Origin of the sequence: Paenibacillus vulneris (assembly GCF_039543185.1) — a bacterium.
Lineage (GTDB): Bacteria > Bacillota > Bacilli > Paenibacillales > NBRC-103111 > Paenibacillus_S > Paenibacillus_S vulneris.
This window is the reverse complement of the sequence record NZ_BAABJG010000013.1, coordinates 49,035-68,011: the sequence shown is the minus strand read 5'-3', so window position 1 is coordinate 68,011 and position 18,977 is coordinate 49,035. Positions and strand designations below refer to the sequence as shown.

General features: G+C 51.7%; 9 protein-coding genes and 2 pseudogenes. 7 read left to right on the top strand and 4 right to left on the bottom strand.

Features of this window, described 5'->3' with window-relative positions; translation table 11 throughout:
• Positions 1 to 6 precede the first annotated feature (6 nt).
• The 7 genes and pseudogenes from ABEA66_RS12045 (at position 7) to ABEA66_RS12015 (ending at position 15,050) form a co-directional block, all read left to right on the top strand.
• Complete coding sequence (locus tag ABEA66_RS12045) at positions 7 to 1,551, top strand: extracellular solute-binding protein (RefSeq protein WP_345587717.1); 1,545 nt, start codon at positions 7 to 9, stop codon at positions 1,549 to 1,551.
• 457 nt (positions 1,552 to 2,008) lie between these two features.
• Positions 2,009 to 6,265 (top strand): annotated as a pseudogene (locus ABEA66_RS12040) (pectinesterase family protein); the annotation flags it as partial.
• A 15-nt stretch (positions 6,266 to 6,280) separates the two neighbouring features.
• Positions 6,281 to 7,534, top strand: a pseudogene (locus ABEA66_RS12035) (pectate lyase family protein); the annotation flags it as partial.
• Positions 7,511 to 10,006, top strand: coding sequence for an S-layer homology domain-containing protein (locus ABEA66_RS36325; protein ID WP_377740817.1), 2,496 nt, complete (start codon positions 7,511 to 7,513; stop codon positions 10,004 to 10,006). The pseudogene ABEA66_RS12035 and the gene ABEA66_RS36325, both read left to right, overlap by 24 nt.
• 193 nt (positions 10,007 to 10,199) lie before the next feature.
• The gene (locus tag ABEA66_RS12025) at positions 10,200 to 11,417 is read left to right on the top strand and encodes a chromate transporter (RefSeq protein ID WP_345587716.1); all 1,218 of its coding nucleotides are present in this window, start codon (positions 10,200 to 10,202) and stop codon (positions 11,415 to 11,417) included.
• 114 nt (positions 11,418 to 11,531) lie between these two features.
• Positions 11,532 to 12,170, top strand: a complete 639-nt coding sequence (locus tag ABEA66_RS12020) for a histidine phosphatase family protein (RefSeq protein WP_345587715.1) — start codon at positions 11,532 to 11,534, stop codon at positions 12,168 to 12,170.
• Between the two features lie 198 nt (positions 12,171 to 12,368).
• The gene (locus ABEA66_RS12015) at positions 12,369 to 15,050 is read left to right on the top strand and encodes a UvrD-helicase domain-containing protein (RefSeq protein ID WP_345587714.1); all 2,682 of its coding nucleotides are present in this window, start codon (positions 12,369 to 12,371) and stop codon (positions 15,048 to 15,050) included.
• Positions 15,051 to 15,141: 91 nt separating this feature from the next.
• Here ABEA66_RS12015 and ABEA66_RS12010 read toward each other — a convergent pair whose 3' ends face one another.
• From ABEA66_RS12010 to ABEA66_RS11995, 4 genes are read right to left on the bottom strand one after another with little or no spacing between them, the layout of a single operon-like run.
• Positions 15,142 to 16,149 carry a FecCD family ABC transporter permease gene (locus ABEA66_RS12010; RefSeq protein WP_345587713.1) on the bottom strand — a complete coding sequence of 336 codons (1,008 nt, stop codon included), beginning with the start codon at positions 16,147 to 16,149 and terminating at the stop codon, positions 15,142 to 15,144.
• Positions 16,146 to 17,156, bottom strand: coding sequence for a FecCD family ABC transporter permease (locus ABEA66_RS12005; RefSeq protein ID WP_345587712.1), 1,011 nt, complete (start codon positions 17,154 to 17,156; stop codon positions 16,146 to 16,148). Before ABEA66_RS12005 ends, ABEA66_RS12010 begins: the two co-directional genes overlap by 4 nt.
• 6 nt (positions 17,157 to 17,162) lie before the next feature.
• On the bottom strand, positions 17,163 to 18,083 hold the full coding sequence (locus tag ABEA66_RS12000) for an iron-hydroxamate ABC transporter substrate-binding protein (RefSeq protein ID WP_079911281.1): 921 nt from the start codon (positions 18,081 to 18,083) through the stop codon (positions 17,163 to 17,165).
• A gap of 8 nt (positions 18,084 to 18,091) precedes the next feature.
• The gene (locus ABEA66_RS11995; RefSeq protein ID WP_345587711.1) at positions 18,092 to 18,883 is read right to left on the bottom strand and encodes an ABC transporter ATP-binding protein; all 792 of its coding nucleotides are present in this window, start codon (positions 18,881 to 18,883) and stop codon (positions 18,092 to 18,094) included.
• Between the last annotated feature and the right edge of the window lie 94 nt (positions 18,884 to 18,977).

Sequence of the window (18,977 nt, the reverse complement as noted above, 5' to 3'; positions counted from 1 at the left end):
ATAGCCATGTGGAACAAACGGAGAAGCACAACCCTTTGGAAGCTTGGCATGATTTTGATGCTTGCCGTCTCTACAGCGGGCTGTTCATTGCAGGCATCGCCAAAGGTCGATAGCCAGAAGGCAAGCGGGAACAGAACCGCCAATGCAGATATCAGCTTCATGCTAATACTGAACCAGGATGATCCTCCACAGGATACGATCCTTCGTGGGCTTGAATCCATGACGAATACGAAGCTGGCGATATCCTGGGTGCCGGATACGATTTACTCCGACAAAATGGTGGCTGCCATCGCTACCGGAACGCTTCCCAAGGTGGTGCAGATCAAGGCGGTCGACGTGAAGCAGCCTTCTGTCGTCAACGGAATCCGATCGGGCCAGTTTTGGGAGATCGGCCCTTATTTGAAGGATTATCCGCTGATCAGCAGGTACATCAATCCGACGATTATGAGCAATGCGTCTTTTTTCGGGAAAACCTACGGTATATATTGGGAGCGGCCGCAATCGAGACAGGGAATACAATTCCGCAAGGATTGGCTGAATCGGCTGGGCCTGCAGGAGCCAAGGAGCATCGAGGACTTATATGAGGTGCTTCAGGCCTTCACTTACCGCGATCCGGACGGCAACGGTAAACAGGATACCTATGGCTTGATCGACCGCAATGATCTTGTGTATGGCGCCTTCAAAAACATCGCTTCCTACTTCGGCGCACCTAACAGCTGGGGGCTTGTGGCCGGCAAGCTGACCCCGGATTTTATGACACCGGAATATACGGCGGCGATGAAATTTATGAAGAGATTGTATGACGAGAAGCTGATGAACCCCGACTTCACCGTGACGAGCAAGGTACAGCAGGAGGATCGCTTTATCAAAGGCGAAGCAGGGATGATGATCAGCAATGTACTGGCTTCCTCCGTGCAATACCGGATTCAACGGGTAACTAAGGACGCCGAGGTCGATATCGTGAACCGGATCAAAGGACCTCAAGGAGAGCGGATATGGGGAGGAAGCGGCTTCGGCGGTCTGTTCCTGTTCCCCAAATCGAGCATCAAGAACGAGGCGGAGCTTCGCGAGGTCCTCGCCTTTTTCAACAGCCTGTTGTCCGAAGAGGTGAACAATCTGCTCACCTACGGGATAGAGGGACGTCACTACAAGCTTAATGAGGACCGGACGACGATCAAAATTTTCCCGGATACGCAAGCCTTGCGGGAGCAGGAAGTGGAGCCTTACGCGAATGCGCTGCGGACCTTCGATATCCGGTACTTGAAGCTGGAGGAAACCAGCGAAATGCAGGACAAGATTCAGCGCATGATTGACGACAACGCCAAGATGGCGGTTAATGACCCGACGACTGTTTTATTCTCACAGACACAGGCGGAAAAAGGAGCCGAGCTGCAGACGATCATTTCGGACGCGACCTACCAATTTATTTTGGGAAAAATCGATGAGCGCGGATTCGCTGCCGAAATCGGCAGATGGCGCCAGAGCGGCGGGGATCAAATGATCGACGAGCTGAATAGAGAATATGCTGAAATGAAACCCATAAAGCCCTGAAGGTTAAATGAATACGATTGCTCCTTGAAGGCGCCGAGCCTTTGAGGGGCTTTTTTTCTTGACAAAGTTTATGAATTTCCAAGCTTTCCGCAAAGCACTTGAATCAGCTCAAAGCCACGGTTTCGCTATGTAGGGTCATTTTGTTCCAGTAAGGAGCATTATCGTTTGCAAGGCAATCTGCCTTCGAGAGCACTGTTTTGCAAAAGGGTTAAAACCAGCATATACGTGTAATCCGGGCTCATCTGAATAATCACCCATCTTCAGACAAGATGATTATAGCCGGTGAATGCCTGGAGAGGCATAATGGGGGAGCGGTGGACAAGGCTGTGTCTTTACGCGGAAAGCAGGGAGATGAGAGCCGTGCCGCGGGATTCAGATAGGGTAAAGGAGTGAAAAAGTTAGGCTATTCGTCAATGTATGCAGCAAGAAAAATGGGCTAAGGAGGTTCGCCAATAACATGAAGAAAGGCAATATCATGATCTGTTTGCGCATCATGCTGTGTTTTGCATTGCTGGCGTCGTATATCCCGGTCTTGGGAATACCGGACGTTCAGGCGGCGCCGCTCCCTACGGGCTGGAGCAGCTTGAGCTACAATAGTTCCACGGGGAACACGACCTATGATAAGACGGAAGGTGTGCTTACCGTTACAAGCACTTCATCTGCCGGTATTACGAATCAGAGTGCTGCCACGGAGCAGTTTCAATATGCGTATACTCCGGTAAGCGGGGACTTCACCCTGATCGCTAAACTGACCAGCTATCCGTATGTCAGCGGAGCTCAGGCGGGGATTTTGCTTCGCAGTACCTTGGAGCAGGGCAGCTCATTTGTATACAGCTATTATTACGGCACGGGAAATAAATATCAGCCATACGTTACAACGAAAGCGGTTACCGGGGGTTCGGCAAGCAATTCAGGATACAAAGTATCAGGCACTGATATGACCTACGATACGCCTCCAAGCTACATGCGTGTCCGCAAGCAGTGGAACGCAGGCTCGTCCAGAGCGGATGTCTATTTTGATATCGGCACATCGGATGGGACTACGATCACTTGGATGAATATCAACGGGAAAAATATTACGGATGTGACATCCAACCAATCTATGTATGTCGGCTTTGCTGTAGGGAAAGCGGCTGCCGCATCCTTCGGCAGCATAACGCTTCAAAATGCGTATAATGCCGCTTCAACGACAGCAGTTTCCAGTTTAACGGCGACCATGCCGGTATCCCTGGAAGCCCCGGCCCTTAACGGTACGGCAGGCGATCGTCAAGTGACGCTCAGCTGGGACGCGGTCACGGACGCGGTTTACTATGATGTGGGACGGAGCACCGTTAAAGGCGGTCCCTATAGCAAACTAAACAGCGGTCCGATCCATGGACTCAGCTACACAGATACGGCAGTAACCAATGGACAAACGTATAACTACGTGGTCACAGCTGCCAACGCGGTAACCGCCAGCGTCTATTCCAATGAAGTAACTCTTACGCCGGCAGCGCTGACTGCAGCAGTACCGGCTGCACCAGCGAATGCTGCGGCGGCAGCGGGGAACCAGCAAGTCACTCTTTCCTGGAGCAGCGTATCCGGGGCAACGTCCTATAACGTGAAGCAAAGCGCAGCGGCCGGAGGGCCCTATACCGTTGTAGCGAATGTAACTAACGGCACCAGCTTTACTCACACCGGGCTAGCTAACGGTACTGCTTATTATTATGTGATAAGCGCGGTTAATGGCGTCGGTGAAAGCTCCAACTCTAGCGAGGTTTCGGACAAACCAGGTCTCTATTTCATCAATGATAATTTCGAAACCAGCGTATTGGGAGATACTCCTGCAGGCTATGTTTCCATTGCCAATGCAGCAGATGACAAGATCAACAACGTGACTGTCATCAACAACGATCATTTGACCAACAAATATTACTCGCCGACGGAAGCCGCACCGGCCAATAACAAATCGGCGACGATTAAGGACAATTCGACCAATGTACTATGGATCAACGATAATGCCGATTCGGGCCGCAGAGGGGGCTTTACGAATTCCTTCTCCCCGGTATCCGGCAAAAACGGTCTGACGGCTGAATTAAGCTTCATGGAACCCAAGGTCATCGGGGATTCCTATCCATTGGAGCTTATCGACAGCTCGGGTAAAACGGTGCTTTCCTTCAGCGTCACGAACCTGAATACATTCGAGACCATTAACTCCAATAATACGGTGAGATGGTATACGCTGAGGTTTGTCGCCGATACCGGAACGAATACGGCCGATGTTTATTTCAACGGAGTGTACAGAGGCAATTACAAATTCAGTACACAGGATACTAACATCGCCAAAATTCAAGCGAGAACAGCGGGTTCCTCCACAGGAAGCCTGTATGTAGATAATGTGAAGGTTTATAAACACACGGCGGTGACTCCACAAAATCTGACTGCAGCAGGAGCCGACCAGAAGGTCGTGCTGAACTGGAACTCAGCAAGCGGCGTGGATTCCTATAATGTCTACCGGAGCACCGTCATCGGGGGACCTTACACTCGTGTAGCGACCCAGGTTACATCCCCTGCGTACACCGATACGGGGCTTGAAAATAAGAAGGATTATTACTATGTCGTTACAGGTGTTAATTCGAACGGCGAAAGCGACCCATCGAATGAGGCACACGGCTATCCGAACAATGTTCAGCCGCCGGATACTGCACCTGTATTTGGTCCTATCGATATTCGGGACAGTCAAATCACTTTGAATTGGAGCTCCGTCCAAGTTAAAGATGAGGAAGGACAACCAGTACAGTCTACTTACACGCTTCTGCGGAGCACCCATCCGGACGGCCCGTTCATTACCGTAGCGCAGAAGCTTACCGGAACGACGTATCTCGATAAAAACCTGACGAATGGGACCTCGTACTACTACCAGGTAACGGCAGCCAATATGGGCGGCTCAAGTCCAAGCTCCGCGCTGCTGAAGGTTGCGCCTTCCGCACCTTTAGCTGCACCGACGCTGGTAAGTGCCGTGCCCGGAGATAATAAGGTCGATCTAAGCTGGACGTCGGTTACGGACGCAACCTATTACATGGTTAAGAGAAGCACCGTGAACGGAGGACCTTACACAACGGTAGCCCAAGAGGTGAGGGATGCCAGCTTTACCGACACCGATGTCACTAACGGCACGATCTATTACTATACTGTCGTTGCAAGTCGTCTAGCAGACGATCAATTAGCTCAGGAGAGCATGATCTCCAACCAGCTGAAGGCGGTTCCTTATGCAGCGAAGGCCGGTGCTCCTGCCGCTCCGACAGGGCTTAGAGCGATTGCTGCCGAAGGCAGTGCAAGCCTTTCCTGGGACAAGATGGCCGGGGCGGACGGGTATACTGTGAAAAGATCGGTAACAAGCGGAGGACCTTATACAACGCTTGCTGCAACGGATCAAACCTCCTACAACGATGCGAGCGTAGGCAACGGCACGACATACTATTACGTAATTACCGCTTCGAATGCTAACGGGGAAGGACCTGCAACGGACGAAATCGCCGTACTGCCTGCAAAGGTGCTTACCGTAGATCAGGCAGCCACAGCTAGCAGTGCGAATTTTGGCACGACACTATTCCAAACGATTCAAAGTGCTGTGAACTCAATATCTACAACGAATACGGAACGAACTGTCATTCATATTAAAGCAGGAACCTATACCGAGAAGCTTACGGTGGATCGGCCTTATGTAAGCCTTGTAGGGGATGGCATGGACCAAACCGTGATCGTTTATGGCGATTATGCCGGAACCTCATCGACAACCGGGAAGCCGGGCCATACGGGCAACACCTTCTTGAGCCAAACGGTGAAGGTAACGGCAGATAACTTTACCGCTGCCCACTTGACCATCGAGAACAGCTCGGGTCCGCGCTCGGCCGTTGCCCAAGCTGTGGCTCTGTCCTTATACAGCGATAAGGCTTCGTTGGAATCGGTCAAGCTGAAGGGCTATCAGGACACGCTGTATAACGGCCTAAATCCAAGCGGTAAAGGGCGCCATTATTTCCACAACAGCATCATTCAGGGCGATGTCGACTTTATCTTCGGCGAAGCCCCGGCGGTTGTCATGGATAATGTAAAAATGGTCCTCGTCAGCAACTCCGGCGGCGGTGGACATATCACCGCAGGAGCACAAAAGAATGTAACGGATAAAGGCTATGTGTTCTTCAATTCACAAATCGTGGACGATGCCTCTGCCTCCGGTACCTATGATTTAGGGCGTGGCTGGAAGGATTATGCGAGAGTCAGCTTTATCAACACATTGATCGACTCCAGGAAATTTCTAAATGAAGGGTGGGGCGCTTCTTGCGCGGGAAGCTGCATTACGAACTACTTTTTCGAGTATAACAGCTATGGTGTGGGAGCCAACCCGTCCGCCCGTAAAATTTCGACGCAGCTGACAGGACCGGAAGCCAGCTTGACGATCCCGCAAATTTTTACCGATTGGGATCCTTCCACTCCGGTGATTATGCCTAATGTGACTTACCTGCCTACGGTGTCGGTGACAACGTCTAATTTTGACAAAAATACAGCGAATCAAGCAGACATTCATGCGACTCTCCAGCTCAATGGAGATGCTCTTAAGAGTATTACGAATGGCTCTGCAGCTCTAACGGCATCCGATTATTCGGTGAACGGCAATGTAGTGACGTTGAACAAGGCTTATCTGGCAAGTCTGCCCGAAGGAACGACGACACTCAGCTTCAACTTTGGCACGATTTCCGTTCCGGTCACTATTAACGTGATCAATACGGATGCTTCGTCGGATATTGGAAAGCAGGTGCTGGCCGTCAACGACGGGTGGGGTTCCTTCACGACGGGAACGACCGGGGGCTCCAAAGCTTCTGCGGCAAATATTTTCACCGTAACCAAACGCAGCGAGCTCATTAAAGCACTCGGAGGCAATAACAGCTCGAATGCGACGAATTCGACGCCGAAGATCATCTACGTCAAGGGCACCATCGACATGAATGTGGATGACAACGATAATCCGGTAGGTATGGATTATTATAAAGACCCGGCATACGACCTCCAGGCTTATCTGGCTGCTTATGATCCGGCGGTTTGGGGAACCCGGGTTCCATCTGGGCCATTAGAGACGGCACGTGCCGTTTCGGAAGCGAACCAGGGGAACAAAATCAAAATCAATGTGGGCTCCAATACGACCATTGTCGGCTTACCGGGCTCCAACGCCAAGATTACAGGCGGTAACCTGATGATTCAGAACGTGGATAATGTCATTATCCGCAACATCGAATTCGAGAACGCGTTCGACTATTTCCCTCAATGGGACCCGACAGATGGAGATGCAGGCAACTGGAACTCCGCGTTTGACAGTATCACCGTGAAGAACGCCCAGCATGTTTGGATTGATCACAATACGTTCAGTGATGGCAATAACCGCGATGATTACAACATCAAATATTTCGGGCGGCAATACCAGCAGCATGACGGCGCATTGGATATTTCGAACTCTTCCGATTTGATTACAGTCTCTTATAACTACTTCCATGATCATGATAAAAACACTCTGGTCGGCGGAAGCGACAGTTATACGGACGATCGCGGCAAAGAGAGAATTACGTTCCACCATAACTTTTATCAAAATGTGACGCAGCGCGCACCGCGTGTGCGGTTCGGGCAAGTGCATCTGTATAACAATTATTATGAAGGTACCCTTAATAACGAGAGCTATCCTTTCCTGTACGCTATAGGCGTAGGATTCGAGTCGCACATCGTTGCTCAAAACAACTATTTTGTGCAGGATGAGGGGACATCCGCCGCTTCGCTGATTCAAGTATCACCTGGCGGAACGGAGTTTACGGATACAGGCTCTATACTCAACGGAGTAGAAGTAAATATAGCGCAAAGCAAAGGCGGATTGATTCCGGCCAACTGGACGCCGACGCTGTTCAATCAAATGGACGCAACCGTGGATGTGCCTGCTATTGTCAAATCACAAGCAGGAGCAGAGCATGCACGGTCAGGTGAAAAAGCGCCGGGGACACCGGCAGATCTGACAGCAACAGCGGGCGATGCCCAGGTCAGCCTGCAGTGGAGCAGTGTAACAGGAGCAACCTCGTACAACGTGAAACGCAGCACGACCAAAGGCGGCGCGTATACGACGATTGCAACGAACGTGGCTGGAACAAGCTACACGGATAAAGAGCTGACGAACGGAACGACCTACTATTATGTAGTAAGTGCAGTTAATGCCGGGGGAGAAAGCGCGAATTCGGCGGAAGTGGGTGCGACGCCGACAGCTCCAGTGACACCGGTAGAGCCACCGGCCGCACCGACAGGACTCGTCGCGACGGCTGCTGTCAGCCAGGTAAGCCTGCAGTGGAGCAGTGTAACAGGAGCAGAGTCTTACAACGTGAAACGCAGCACAACCAAAGACGGCGCGTATACGACGATTGCAACGAACGTGGTTGGAACTAGTTACACGGATAAAGAGCTGACGAACGGAACGACCTACTATTACGCAGTAAGTGCGGTTAATGCCGGAGGAGAAAGCGCGAATTCGGTGGAAGTAAGTGCGACGCCGACAGCTCCAGTGACTCCGGTAGAGCCACCGGCCGCACCGACAGGACTCGTCGCGACAGCTGCTGTCAGCCAGGTCAGCCTGCAGTGGAGCAGTGTAACAGGAGCAGCCTCGTACAATGTGAAACGCAGCACGACCAAGGGCGGCGCGTATACGACGATTGCGACGAATGTTGCAGGTACAAGCTACACGGATAAAGAGCTGACGAACGGAACGACGTACTATTACGTAGTAAGTGCGGTTAATGCCGGAGGAGAAAGTGCGAATTCGTCGGAAGTAAGTGCAACGCCGATAGCTCCAGTGACTCCGGTAGAGCCACCAGCCGCACCGACAGGGCTCGTCGCGACGGCTGCTGTCAGCCAGGTAAGCCTGCAGTGGAGCAGTGTAACAGGAGCAGCCTCGTACAATGTGAAGCGCAGCACGACCAAAGGCGGCGCGTATACGACGATCGCGACGAATGTAACTGGAACCAGTTACACGGATGCTGATTTAACGAATTTTGTGACCTATTACTATGTTGTTTCGGCTGTTAATACAGGCGGGGAAAGCGCCAACTCCTCTGAAGTCAGCGCGACTCCTTATTACTCGCGCGGAGGTTCGGGCAGCAGAGGCGGCTCGTCAACGACAACGCCACCCGTAACCAAAGAGCCTGCCCAAGACGGCTCGCTTATGTTGAACCTGCCGTCAGTGAGTGGGAAGACCGCAGACGGAAAAGCGGCGGCAAGAGCCGCTCTGGAAGGTGCGGCATTAACTCAAGCATTGGAAATCCTTAAAGGTGCAGCGGGGCAGCGCATCTCCATCGAAGTCAAAGGAAATAACGAGCCTGTCGGCCTATTGGAGCTTCCATCCGCCTCAGTAGCGGAGCTTGTCTCCAAAGCACCGAATGCGGTGATTTCCTTGAAGTACGGAGGAGCTTCGTATGATTTGCCATTGAGAGCCATCGATATCGATGCCCTTGCAAGCAAGCTTGGCGCGGCGTCCAAGGATGTCAAGATCGTTATTTCGATCGAGAAGGTCAGCGGTGCAGCTCTATCTGCTATCGAAGCGAAGGCCAAGCAGGAGGGCCTGAATCCTTTGGTTCCGGCAGTGGACTTTACCGTAACGGCAGCTGATGCCAGCGGCAAAGCAATTCAAATCAGCGATTTTGGAGCTCTGTATGTTACTCGCACATTAGATCTGACCAAGGCTCCGGATCCGAAGACGACGACTGCCGTGCTATACAACCCGTCGGCAGGCACGTTCAGCTTCGTACCGGCCTTGTTCACTACGGAAGGCGGGGCTTCCAAGGCTGTAATAAGACGTCCGGGCAACAGTATCTATACGGTTGTCGAATACTCCAGAACATTCGATGACATCAAAGAACACTGGGCTCGGGCCGATGTGGAGCTGCTAGCCTCCAAGCTCGTGGTCAATGGAGTGACCGACAGCAGCTTTGCACCACAGCATGAGATTACTCGTGCGGAATTCGCAGCGCTTCTGGTTCGAGCTCTAGGCTTGAACGAGACGGCTGCAACGAAATTCCGGGACGTTAAGGCAAACGACTGGTTTGCAGGAGCTATTGGCGCGGCTAGTCAGGCCGGCTTGGTGGACGGCTTTGAGAACGGCACCTTCCAGCCGGAGGCTGCCATTACGCGTGAACAAATGGCGGTAATGATCACTCGCGCCATGAGCGCAGCCGGGAAAAAGGCGGACGTAAGCCCACAAGGCTTGTCCAAGTTCTCGGATTCCGGCCTGGTTAGCGGCTGGGCTAAGGATGCAGTGGCTCAAGCTGTTAACGCAGGAATTATTAACGGTGTGACCAGCGATACGTTCGTGCCTGGCGCCAAGGCCAGCCGTGCGGAAGCGGCAGTTATGCTGAAACGATTGCTGCAGTACGAACAGCTTATGAATGAAGAATGAATGAAATAGAGGCAACCTGATGTAATACCGGATGCTCCCCTTTAGGCCGAGAGGTTCAATGACCTGCCGTCTTTAGGGGAGTATTTCTATGATTATTAATTTTCTCATAAACCAAAAATCAGCATGACAGGATATGGTATAATGGCCTCGTTGAGAAAAGCTAACGGACATTGGAGAAGGGGCCGGTGGGTTTATGGAACCGAATGAGCAGCATATCGCAGCGGGGGAGCGCAAAGGGAAGGCCGCTGCTCTGCTGGAAGTGCTCGGCGTATCTGCCAAATTGGGGCTCACCTCTTTTGGGGGGCCGATTGCGCATCTCGGTTATTTTCATAACGAGTACGTAAGCCGAAGAAAATGGATCGATGAACGAAGCTATGCCGATCTGGTAGCGCTGTGTCAATTCCTCCCCGGACCTGCGAGCAGCCAGGTTGGCATTGGAATAGGCATGATAAGAGCCGGGCTGCTTGGAGGCCTGGTCGCTTGGCTGGGTTTCACCCTTCCGTCGGTTATAGCGCTAGCCGCGTTTGCATTCCTGCTCCAAGGCTATGACGTGGGGGATGCCGGGTGGATTCACGGCTTGAAAATCGTCGCCGTAGCGATCGTCGCCCAAGCTGTTCTGGGCATGGGACAGAAGCTTACTCCGGACCGGGAGCGGATCACCATTGCGGTGATAGCTGCTGTCGTGACATTAGCGTGGCCATCGGCCATCAGCCAAATTATTATCCTTACGGCAGCCGGACTGATAGGCTTGTGGCTGTATCGAAGGAAGCCGGAGAGCGCGGCACCGCACCTTCCTATTAAGATTAGCCGATCTCTGGCGGTGATCTGTCTAAGCTTGTTTTTCATTCTTCTGGTGGTGCTGCCTCTTGCCAGACCGTGGGGAAGCCTGGAATGGGTCGCCATGTTCGACAGCTTCTACCGCTCGGGCTCGCTCGTATTTGGCGGAGGCCATGTCGTTCTGCCCCTTCTGGAACGGGAGGTTGTTCCTATGGGATGGGTTAGCGAGCATGATTTCCTTGCAGGCTACGGAGCCGCGCAAGCGGTGCCCGGACCGTTGTTCACCTTTGCAGCCTATCTGGGGGCAATGGCAGGAGGTTTATCTGGAGCAATCGTGGCTACTGTCGCCATTTTCCTTCCGGCATTTTTGCTCGTTGTCGGGGCGCTTCCGTTTTGGAACGGGCTAAGAAGCCATCCAGGGGTTCAAGGTGCTTTGGCAGGCATTAATGCGGCTGTAGTGGGGCTGTTATTAGCCGCTTTATACAATCCGCTATGGACTTCTGCCATTATCAAGCCGATGGATTTTGCCTTGGCTGTTGTTTTATTCATCTTGCTCGTCTTTTGGAAGCTGCCTCCATGGGTTATCGTACTGGCCGGTGCCGCGGGCGGCGTGCTGCTGAACTTCATAGGATAGATTCGTATAACGGATAATGGACCATAAGCGGTCCTTATCCGTTTTTAATTTTTACCAGTTGGAGGCAAACTACAGGGGAGACACCCACACTATTTGAAAGAAGTGACCCCCACTATGAAAAAGATCGTTTGTAAAGGGCCGTTAGCCCTCCTTCTGCTGTTTCCGTTATTAATGGGCTTGTCGATAGAAAATGCAGCCAAAGCAGCACCGATCAGTCCGGACTTGCTGAACTCGCTCCGTCAAGGCGGGTACATATTGTATGTCCGGCACGGAGAAGCGGATGTCGGACAAGATCAGCCAGGGCTTGCGTTCAGCGACTGCTCCACCCAAAGGAATTTATCGGAGACAGGGAAGCGGCAGGCTGTTGATTTCGGGAATACGATTCGCCGTTTAAGGATACCTGTGCAGTACCCTGTACTGGCGAGCCCGTTTTGCCGGACCAGAGAGACGGCGCAGCTGGCCTTTGGCGCTGACCCTGTTCGAGTCGACCCCTTCTGGATTAACATTTACAATCTGGGCGGACATCTGAGCCTCGCGGAACAAGACCGTATCTTGAATGAAACGGCGGCGGTGTTAGAGAAACAACCTGCTGCCAGGGTCAATCAGGTCATTGTTTCCCATAGCTTCCCTCAAGGCGTCGGGTTGGGAGATATCCCTTACTTGGGGACTGTGATTATAAAACCGTTAGGAACAGGCAGAGGCTATGAGGTTGTAGGGAGATACATATTAGCTGAGCTAATGAATACGAGGTAATAAATTCGGAATTGATTATTTCTGAGGCATTCTGTAGGGAAGCAGGCCCTTTGGAGTGTCTTTTTTATTTGCTGGGTGCCACAGAATAGTAAAATCGAACTAGATTCGAACCGAAAATATAAGAAAGGCTTTCTTTTGCTACATAGACAATTAAGCTGCTCTACTAAGAGACATGTAAAGAAAAGGAGAGAGCAAGTATTGAGTTTTTTATTGAAGCTGCTTGGTCTCGATAAGACCCCTGCCTCCAAGACTGAGAGGAGCACGCACGAAACGGTTGAAGCAAAGAAGAATAGCCCTGCGAATCCTTCTGCAAGCGTATCATCTGCAGCATCCTCCGTTCGTCAGGTTGATAATGAAGTGAAGGAACCCCGCGGCTCGAATACAGGCGCCTCTGTTCCAGGACATACGGTGCATTCAAAAGAACGTATACAAGCTGATCTAGAAAGGGCAAAACACCTTCGTTCCAGGCATTTGATTGATGCTATAAAATCCGGGCAGGTCAATGAGTCGGAACGGATCCTGTCGGAGGGGATCGACCCTAACGTGTTTGACGATAGCGGCTATAATCCGTTGATGTATTGCGCTCAAAAAGGCTGGGTCTATTTGGCCAGGCTTTTAATACAAGCGGGAGCCGATCCTTATTTAACGAATGAAGTGGGCATATCGGCGATAAAAATGGCGGAAGACAGCAGGCATCAGCCGATGCTGGAGTTGTTTTCCACGGTGCAAGCCCCAGTTCCCGAGGATGGTAAACGCACGACAAGCAGCGGCACCAGCCGTTCCTCGGCGGTCCATCCGGCTTATGAAGAGGAGAATGCCTATTTGAAAAAGACCCAATCGACTATTGCCCAAGTCATTCAATCTCATAAACGATCTTCTCACAATGGGTTTGGTGCAGGGGACGCCTACGCAGAATCCATATTGCGCAATCGGTATGCGGGAACGATCAGGAGGCTGGAGGAGGCCTATGACAGTCCGTTTTTCGGACGTTATGACTTTCATTCGGATGCAGGGCAGGGCTCCAAAATCTACATCGGCCGCATGGGGATCGAGAGCTATGTAACGAATTGGGAGGCGCCTGCAGCCAATGTATTTTATAAAAAAGAGCTGGGTCCCGTGACTTGTTCGCTTGGAACCGGAGTTGTCACTCTCATAAGGCAAATGACCATTCATAGCGGTACGCTTGTTCGAATTCATGACAGCAATTGGGTAGAGCATCAGAAGCAGGACTATTTTGACCCTATTCTCTATGAGAGACTGCAGCAAAATACGGGTGACTCCTTAAAGGATATTGTCGAAACGATTCAGCCGGAACAAAATGAAATCATTCGCGCCGACAAAACAGTCCCTCTCATCATTCAAGGCTCGGCAGGCAGCGGCAAAACGACTATCGCCATACACCGCCTGGCCTATCTGCTGCGAATGCATCCTCATATGACCCCGCAAAGGGTTATCATTTTCGGGCCTAACAAAATGTTTCTGCAATATATTCAAAACGTTTTACCTGCCCTCGGCGTAACGGATGTTCAGCAAACGACTTTCGAGGAATGGGCATTAGACTTATTGAAGCTTAAGGGACATCCCATACGGTATCGAAGCTTCTATGACTCGATACATCCGAAGAACAGGTCTGATAATCAACGGCTGGAGTGGATAGCCAAGCTGAAGGGATCATTTGAATTCAGCGGGTGGGTCCTTGCGAGCCTGAAATCCTGGATAGACCGTAAATTCCGGCCGCCTTGCACCATCGAGGCCCATACCTCGTTCGGGACATTCCGAATCCCTCAGACGGAGATGTCCAAGTGGTTTCAGGAGGATTACCGGTATTCCCCCTACGCCAAGAGACGAGAACAAATCATAAGGCGTATTGAGAATCGCTACGACTCATTCATGAAAGCGTTAGAAGAAGAAACCGGCGAGCAGGCGGCAAGGGACCAATCGTTTACGGAGGCGCTGTCCGAGTTCAAGACATTGTGGAGAGCGGTAACGGCATACGACGTTTATTGCGACATTTTGTCCGGACCGGGTGCGGCAGATGACTTGGCCCAATTGTTTCAACTGAATGGGGAGGAGGCCTCATTTTTTACCCTCAGAGCCGAAGAAATGGCGGGAAAACGGGAAGTCGAGTTCGACGATCTTGCCGTGCTGCTGCAGATTCATAAAGTGCTGTATGGCGATCCGGCTAAATACCAATATGTTATTGTGGATGAAGCTCAAGATTTCAGTGCTATGCAGATCCGGTGTGTGGAGGAAACGGCAGAAGAGGGTTCATTGATGCTGCTTGGGGATTTGGGGCAAAGTATATTTTCCTTCCGGGGCATCGAGCGGTGGGACGAATTGAAGCTGCAAATCAAGCCTGAGTATTATGAATTAAGTACGAGCTACCGCTCTACGATTCCAATTACCCGGTTGGCCAATCGCATTATAGAGCCTTGGAGCAGGGGGCGGTACACGACCTCACTGCCAGTTTTGAGAAATGGGGAAGAACCCGTCATCCGTAGATTTACAGATGATGCGGGCATTGCAGAAGCTATTTTTTCCTTGAAAGACAAATGGATAGAGCGCAAGAGAGTGAATATTGCTATCATCGCCCGTCATTTGGATACCTTAGTGCGTCTCAGGGAAATAATGCCCCCGAACGCCAGAGGAGAAGTGATATCGGATCCGTCGGCAACGTATGAAGGTGGTATGGTATGGATTCCAACCTATCTGGCCAAAGGGCTGGAATTCGATGCGGTGGTCGTTGTTGACGCTTCGTCCTATCAATATGAGAGTGAGGATGATCTGGCACAGAGATTCTTGTATGTGGCGGCTACCCGAGCGCTACATGAACTCTTTCTGTTCTACAAGGGTTCTCCCTATCCGGCCCTCATTTCATGACTAAAAACCAGTCCAACACTTCGGTGTAACGGACTGGTTTGTTTTTTAGCACTATCGAAGCCAAAGCTCCCCCTCAACGGGTCTCTTGCAGCTACTTTTTCAGCAGCAAGTACATAAAATAGGGCGCTCCGATCAAAGCAACCATAATGCCCGCCGGAATCCCATCGGGGTCGACGACCTGCCGCCCGATCGTATCGGCGATTAGGAGCAGCCAGGCGCCCAGCAGGATGGCAAGAGGCATAAATAATTGATGCCTTGGACCAACCAGGGCTTTGGCAATATGAGGGGCCATCAGCCCGACGAAAGCTATTCCCCCTGTAACGGAAACGGCTGAGGCGGCTAAGGCCACGGCGGTTAACAGCAAGATGAGTCGTTCCTTCTGGATCGATACCCCGATTCCTACAGCTACAGGCTCATGGAGAGAAAGCAGATTCAATCGTTGGGCCTTGTACAGTACGAAAGGGATAAGGATAATCAGCCAAGGCAGGAGAGCCCCTATAAAAGGCCAATCCACTCCCCATATACTGCCGGCCAGCCACTTGGATATAAAATCGACTTTGGTGCGCTCGGCCGACGATATCAGCACAATCATCAGCCCGGAGAGGGCCATGGAAAATCCGACTCCCGTCAGCACCAATTTGACAGGCTGCAGGCCGGTGTGCCGGTTATACGAAAATACATAAATAAGACAAGCCGTAAGACAAGCCCCGGCAAAAGCGACAAGCGGCAGTAAATAAACGAAGGAGCCGGCCTGTACAGGAAAAAACAAAAAGAAAACAGCTATGGCCGCGCCTGCCCCGGAGTTAATGCCTATGATGCCGGGATCGGCCAGATCGTTCCGGGTAATACCTTGAAGAATGGCACCCGAAAGCGCCAAAGCCATACCGGCTAGCAGGGTAATCACTATTCTCGGAAGCCGAACGGAGAAGAACACGAACTCTTCCTTGAAGGTGCCTTGACCAAGCAGGGTCGGGATCAGCCGATGATAAGGCAGCTTGGAATATCCCATGCCCATCCCGACAACGATGGTAATGACGATAAGCGCCAGCAGGATGATCAGAATCAGGCGCTGCTTTTTGATTAGGGCCGGATGGATCATGAGTACGCTTTGCCTCCTTTATGCACGATGAACAGAAAGAACGGCAGGCCCATGATAGCGACTACGGCCGCCACCGGGGTCTCATAAGGCGCATTCATCGTACGGCCAAGCGTATCCGCAAGCAGCATGAAGGAGGCTCCTGCCAATGCGGACATGGGAAGGGTGAACCGATAATCCTTGCCTGCGGACGCACGTACGATATGCGGAATCATGAGGCCGATGAAGGTCATGTTTCCGACCAGGGCGACGGAAGCGCCGGCAAGCAGGATCGTGACGACAAACAGGATGGTCTTCACTCTCCAGGTGTTCTGGCCTAAGCCGACAGCCACTTCTTCACTCAGGCTGAGGATTGTCAGCTGCCGGGATAGTACAATGGCAATGAAAATCCCCGTTACGATAAACGGGACGATGATTTGAAGCTGGCTCCACGAGGTCCCGCTGATGCCTCCGGATGTCCACATGGATACATCCTTGGAGATCTTAAAGGCGAGCCCAATCCCTTCCGCAATGGCGTACAAGAAGGTGGAGACAGCAGCCCCGGCCAAAACGAGGCGAAGGGGGGAGAAGCCGCCTTTTCTCATTGCCCCGATCCCGTACACCATCCCGGAGCCGACAGCTGCTCCGACAAAGCAGGCCGCCATAATAGAAACATAATTAGCCGAAGGCAGGAGTGCCATGGTTGCCGCAAGCGCAGCGTTGGCCCCGGCGGTGAGTCCGAGCAGACCGGGGTCGGCAAGGGGATTGCGCGTCATGCCCTGCATGATCGCACCGGATACGGCCAATGCCGCGCCGACGAACATAGCCGCAATTTCACGAGGCAGGCGAATCTCGCGCAGCAGCGAGAGCTTCTCCCCAGCAGCCTGGGAGGTTAGCGCGAGCCAGACGTCTTTGAGCGTCGTATCGGCTGCGCCGAACACCATAGACACCACGAACATAGCAACCAAGCAGACAACTCCAGCTATCCATTTGTATACGAAAGCGGAGGGACGTTCAGTCTCTTTCTTCATGAGTGATCACCCTAGAAAGCTTTTGATAATGAAATTGAGCTGGTAATCCAATGTTATAGGATCATTGAAGTAGAATGCTTTGGCGTCGGCTTCGAAGACGTGATGGTTCTTAACGGCTGGAATATTTTTATACGTGTCAGTTTGCTGAAAGGCATTGTCGGCTTCATTGTTTTTACTGAAAATCACATAATCGCCGGCATAAGCGGGCAAGACCTCCACGGACAGCGCATAGTAGCCTGCCTTGAGAGCCGTTTCCTTCACTTTATCCGGCATGTTCAGCTTCATGGTTTGGTACAAAATTTCGGTTCCGCGCCCAAAGTTATCTCCATACACATAGAGCTGCTTGTTAAAATTCTCGATAACGGAGACAGTGGCATTTTCGCCGATCTTGGCTTTGATGTCACTTCCGGCCTTTTCGGCGCGCTGTTTAAAGTCGTCTACCCAAGCCTTGGCTTCCTTCTCCTTGTTCAACAGCTTGCCGATCTCCACGAACTGGGTTAAATAATCGACCTTGCCATAGGTATAAGTGACCGTTGGCGCGATTTGTTTCAGCTTATCGATGTTTTTGATACTGGACAAGCCGATAATCAGATCGGGATCCAGCTCGATGATTTTTTCCAGATTTTCGTCGGATACTTCCTGAACGTTTTTTAATTTGGCATCGAAGTTCGGGTTCATCTTGGACCAGGAGTCGACACCGACCAGATTGACGCCCAGGGATATCACGCTGCCTGCGAAGGAGGAAAGCACAACTACGCGTTTAGGGTCGGCAGGGACCTGAATAGGGCCGGACTCCGACTGGTAGGTAATGGTTCCGGATGAAGCGGAATTCTTGGAGGTAGAGCCTTCGGATGGTTGGGCGGCCGGATTGCCGCAAGCGCTTATGAAGAGCATCAAGGTCAGAAGCGGGATCAGCACTTTTTTCATCGGGTGGGTTACATTCCTTTCATCAAGTTATAGGTCACGCACATGGGCTTGCCGGTTCGAGGATCTCGTCCGATCTCGGCATCGATTTGAAACACCTGCTGGAGCACCTCATGCCGGATAACTTCCTCGCAGCTTCCTGCTTTGACGATTTGTCCGTCCTTGAGTGCGATAATATAGTCGGCAAAACGGGCCGCTTGGTTCAGATCGTGGAGCACCATGACAATCGTACGCTCCTGCTCGGCATTCAGCTTCTGCAAAAGCTCCAGCACCTCAAGCTGATGGGCCATGTCCAAATACGTCGTCGGTTCATCCAAAAAGATGATGTCGGTTTCTTGCGCCAGCGCCATGGCGATCCATACACGCTGCCGCTGACCACCGGATAAGGCATCGACGGGACGGTACTTAAATGCCTCGATTCCCGTTGCCTCCAGTGCCCAGTGAATCACTTCCATGTCCTTGGGGGTCAGCCGGCCAAGGCCTTTTTGGTAAGGGAACCGCCCGTACGATACGAGCTCGCCGACCGTTAAGCCGTTTGCTCCTTCGGGCGTTTGCGGCAAAATGGCCATCTTTTGGGCGAGCATTTTCGTATTTTCTTGAGCGATATTGGCACCATCGAGGATAACAGCACCGGACTGATGGGGGACGATCCGTGTGATGGCTTTGAGCAGCGTAGATTTTCCGCATCCGTTCGAGCCGATGATGGCCGTAATTTGCTTATCCGGAATCTTCACGCTCAGATCTTTCACAATCATGCGTTCACCGTAGCCAATGCTCAAATGGTCTGTGTAGAGGCGTACCATGAAGGACCTCCTTTCTTCATAACTGAAAAAATATAATTGATAACGATTATCAATATCACTACTGTAATACGATAAAAGGATTTCCTCTTCTTGT

What these genes read in the sequence shown, in the direction of transcription:
- ABEA66_RS12045 (WP_345587717.1), top strand. Translation starts at nt 7, where the DNA reads ATGTGGAACAAACGGAGAAGCACAACCCTTTGGAAGCTTGGCATGATT.
- ABEA66_RS12025 (WP_345587716.1), top strand. Translation starts at nt 10,200, where the DNA reads ATGGAACCGAATGAGCAGCATATCGCAGCGGGGGAGCGCAAAGGGAAG.
- ABEA66_RS12020 (WP_345587715.1), top strand. Translation starts at nt 11,532, where the DNA reads ATGAAAAAGATCGTTTGTAAAGGGCCGTTAGCCCTCCTTCTGCTGTTT.
- ABEA66_RS12010 (WP_345587713.1), bottom strand. Translation starts at nt 16,149, where the DNA reads ATGATCCATCCGGCCCTAATCAAAAAGCAGCGCCTGATTCTGATCATC.
- ABEA66_RS12005 (WP_345587712.1), bottom strand. Translation starts at nt 17,156, where the DNA reads ATGAAGAAAGAGACTGAACGTCCCTCCGCTTTCGTATACAAATGGATA.
- ABEA66_RS12000 (WP_079911281.1), bottom strand. Translation starts at nt 18,083, where the DNA reads ATGAAAAAAGTGCTGATCCCGCTTCTGACCTTGATGCTCTTCATAAGC.
- ABEA66_RS11995 (WP_345587711.1), bottom strand. Translation starts at nt 18,883, where the DNA reads ATGGTACGCCTCTACACAGACCATTTGAGCATTGGCTACGGTGAACGC.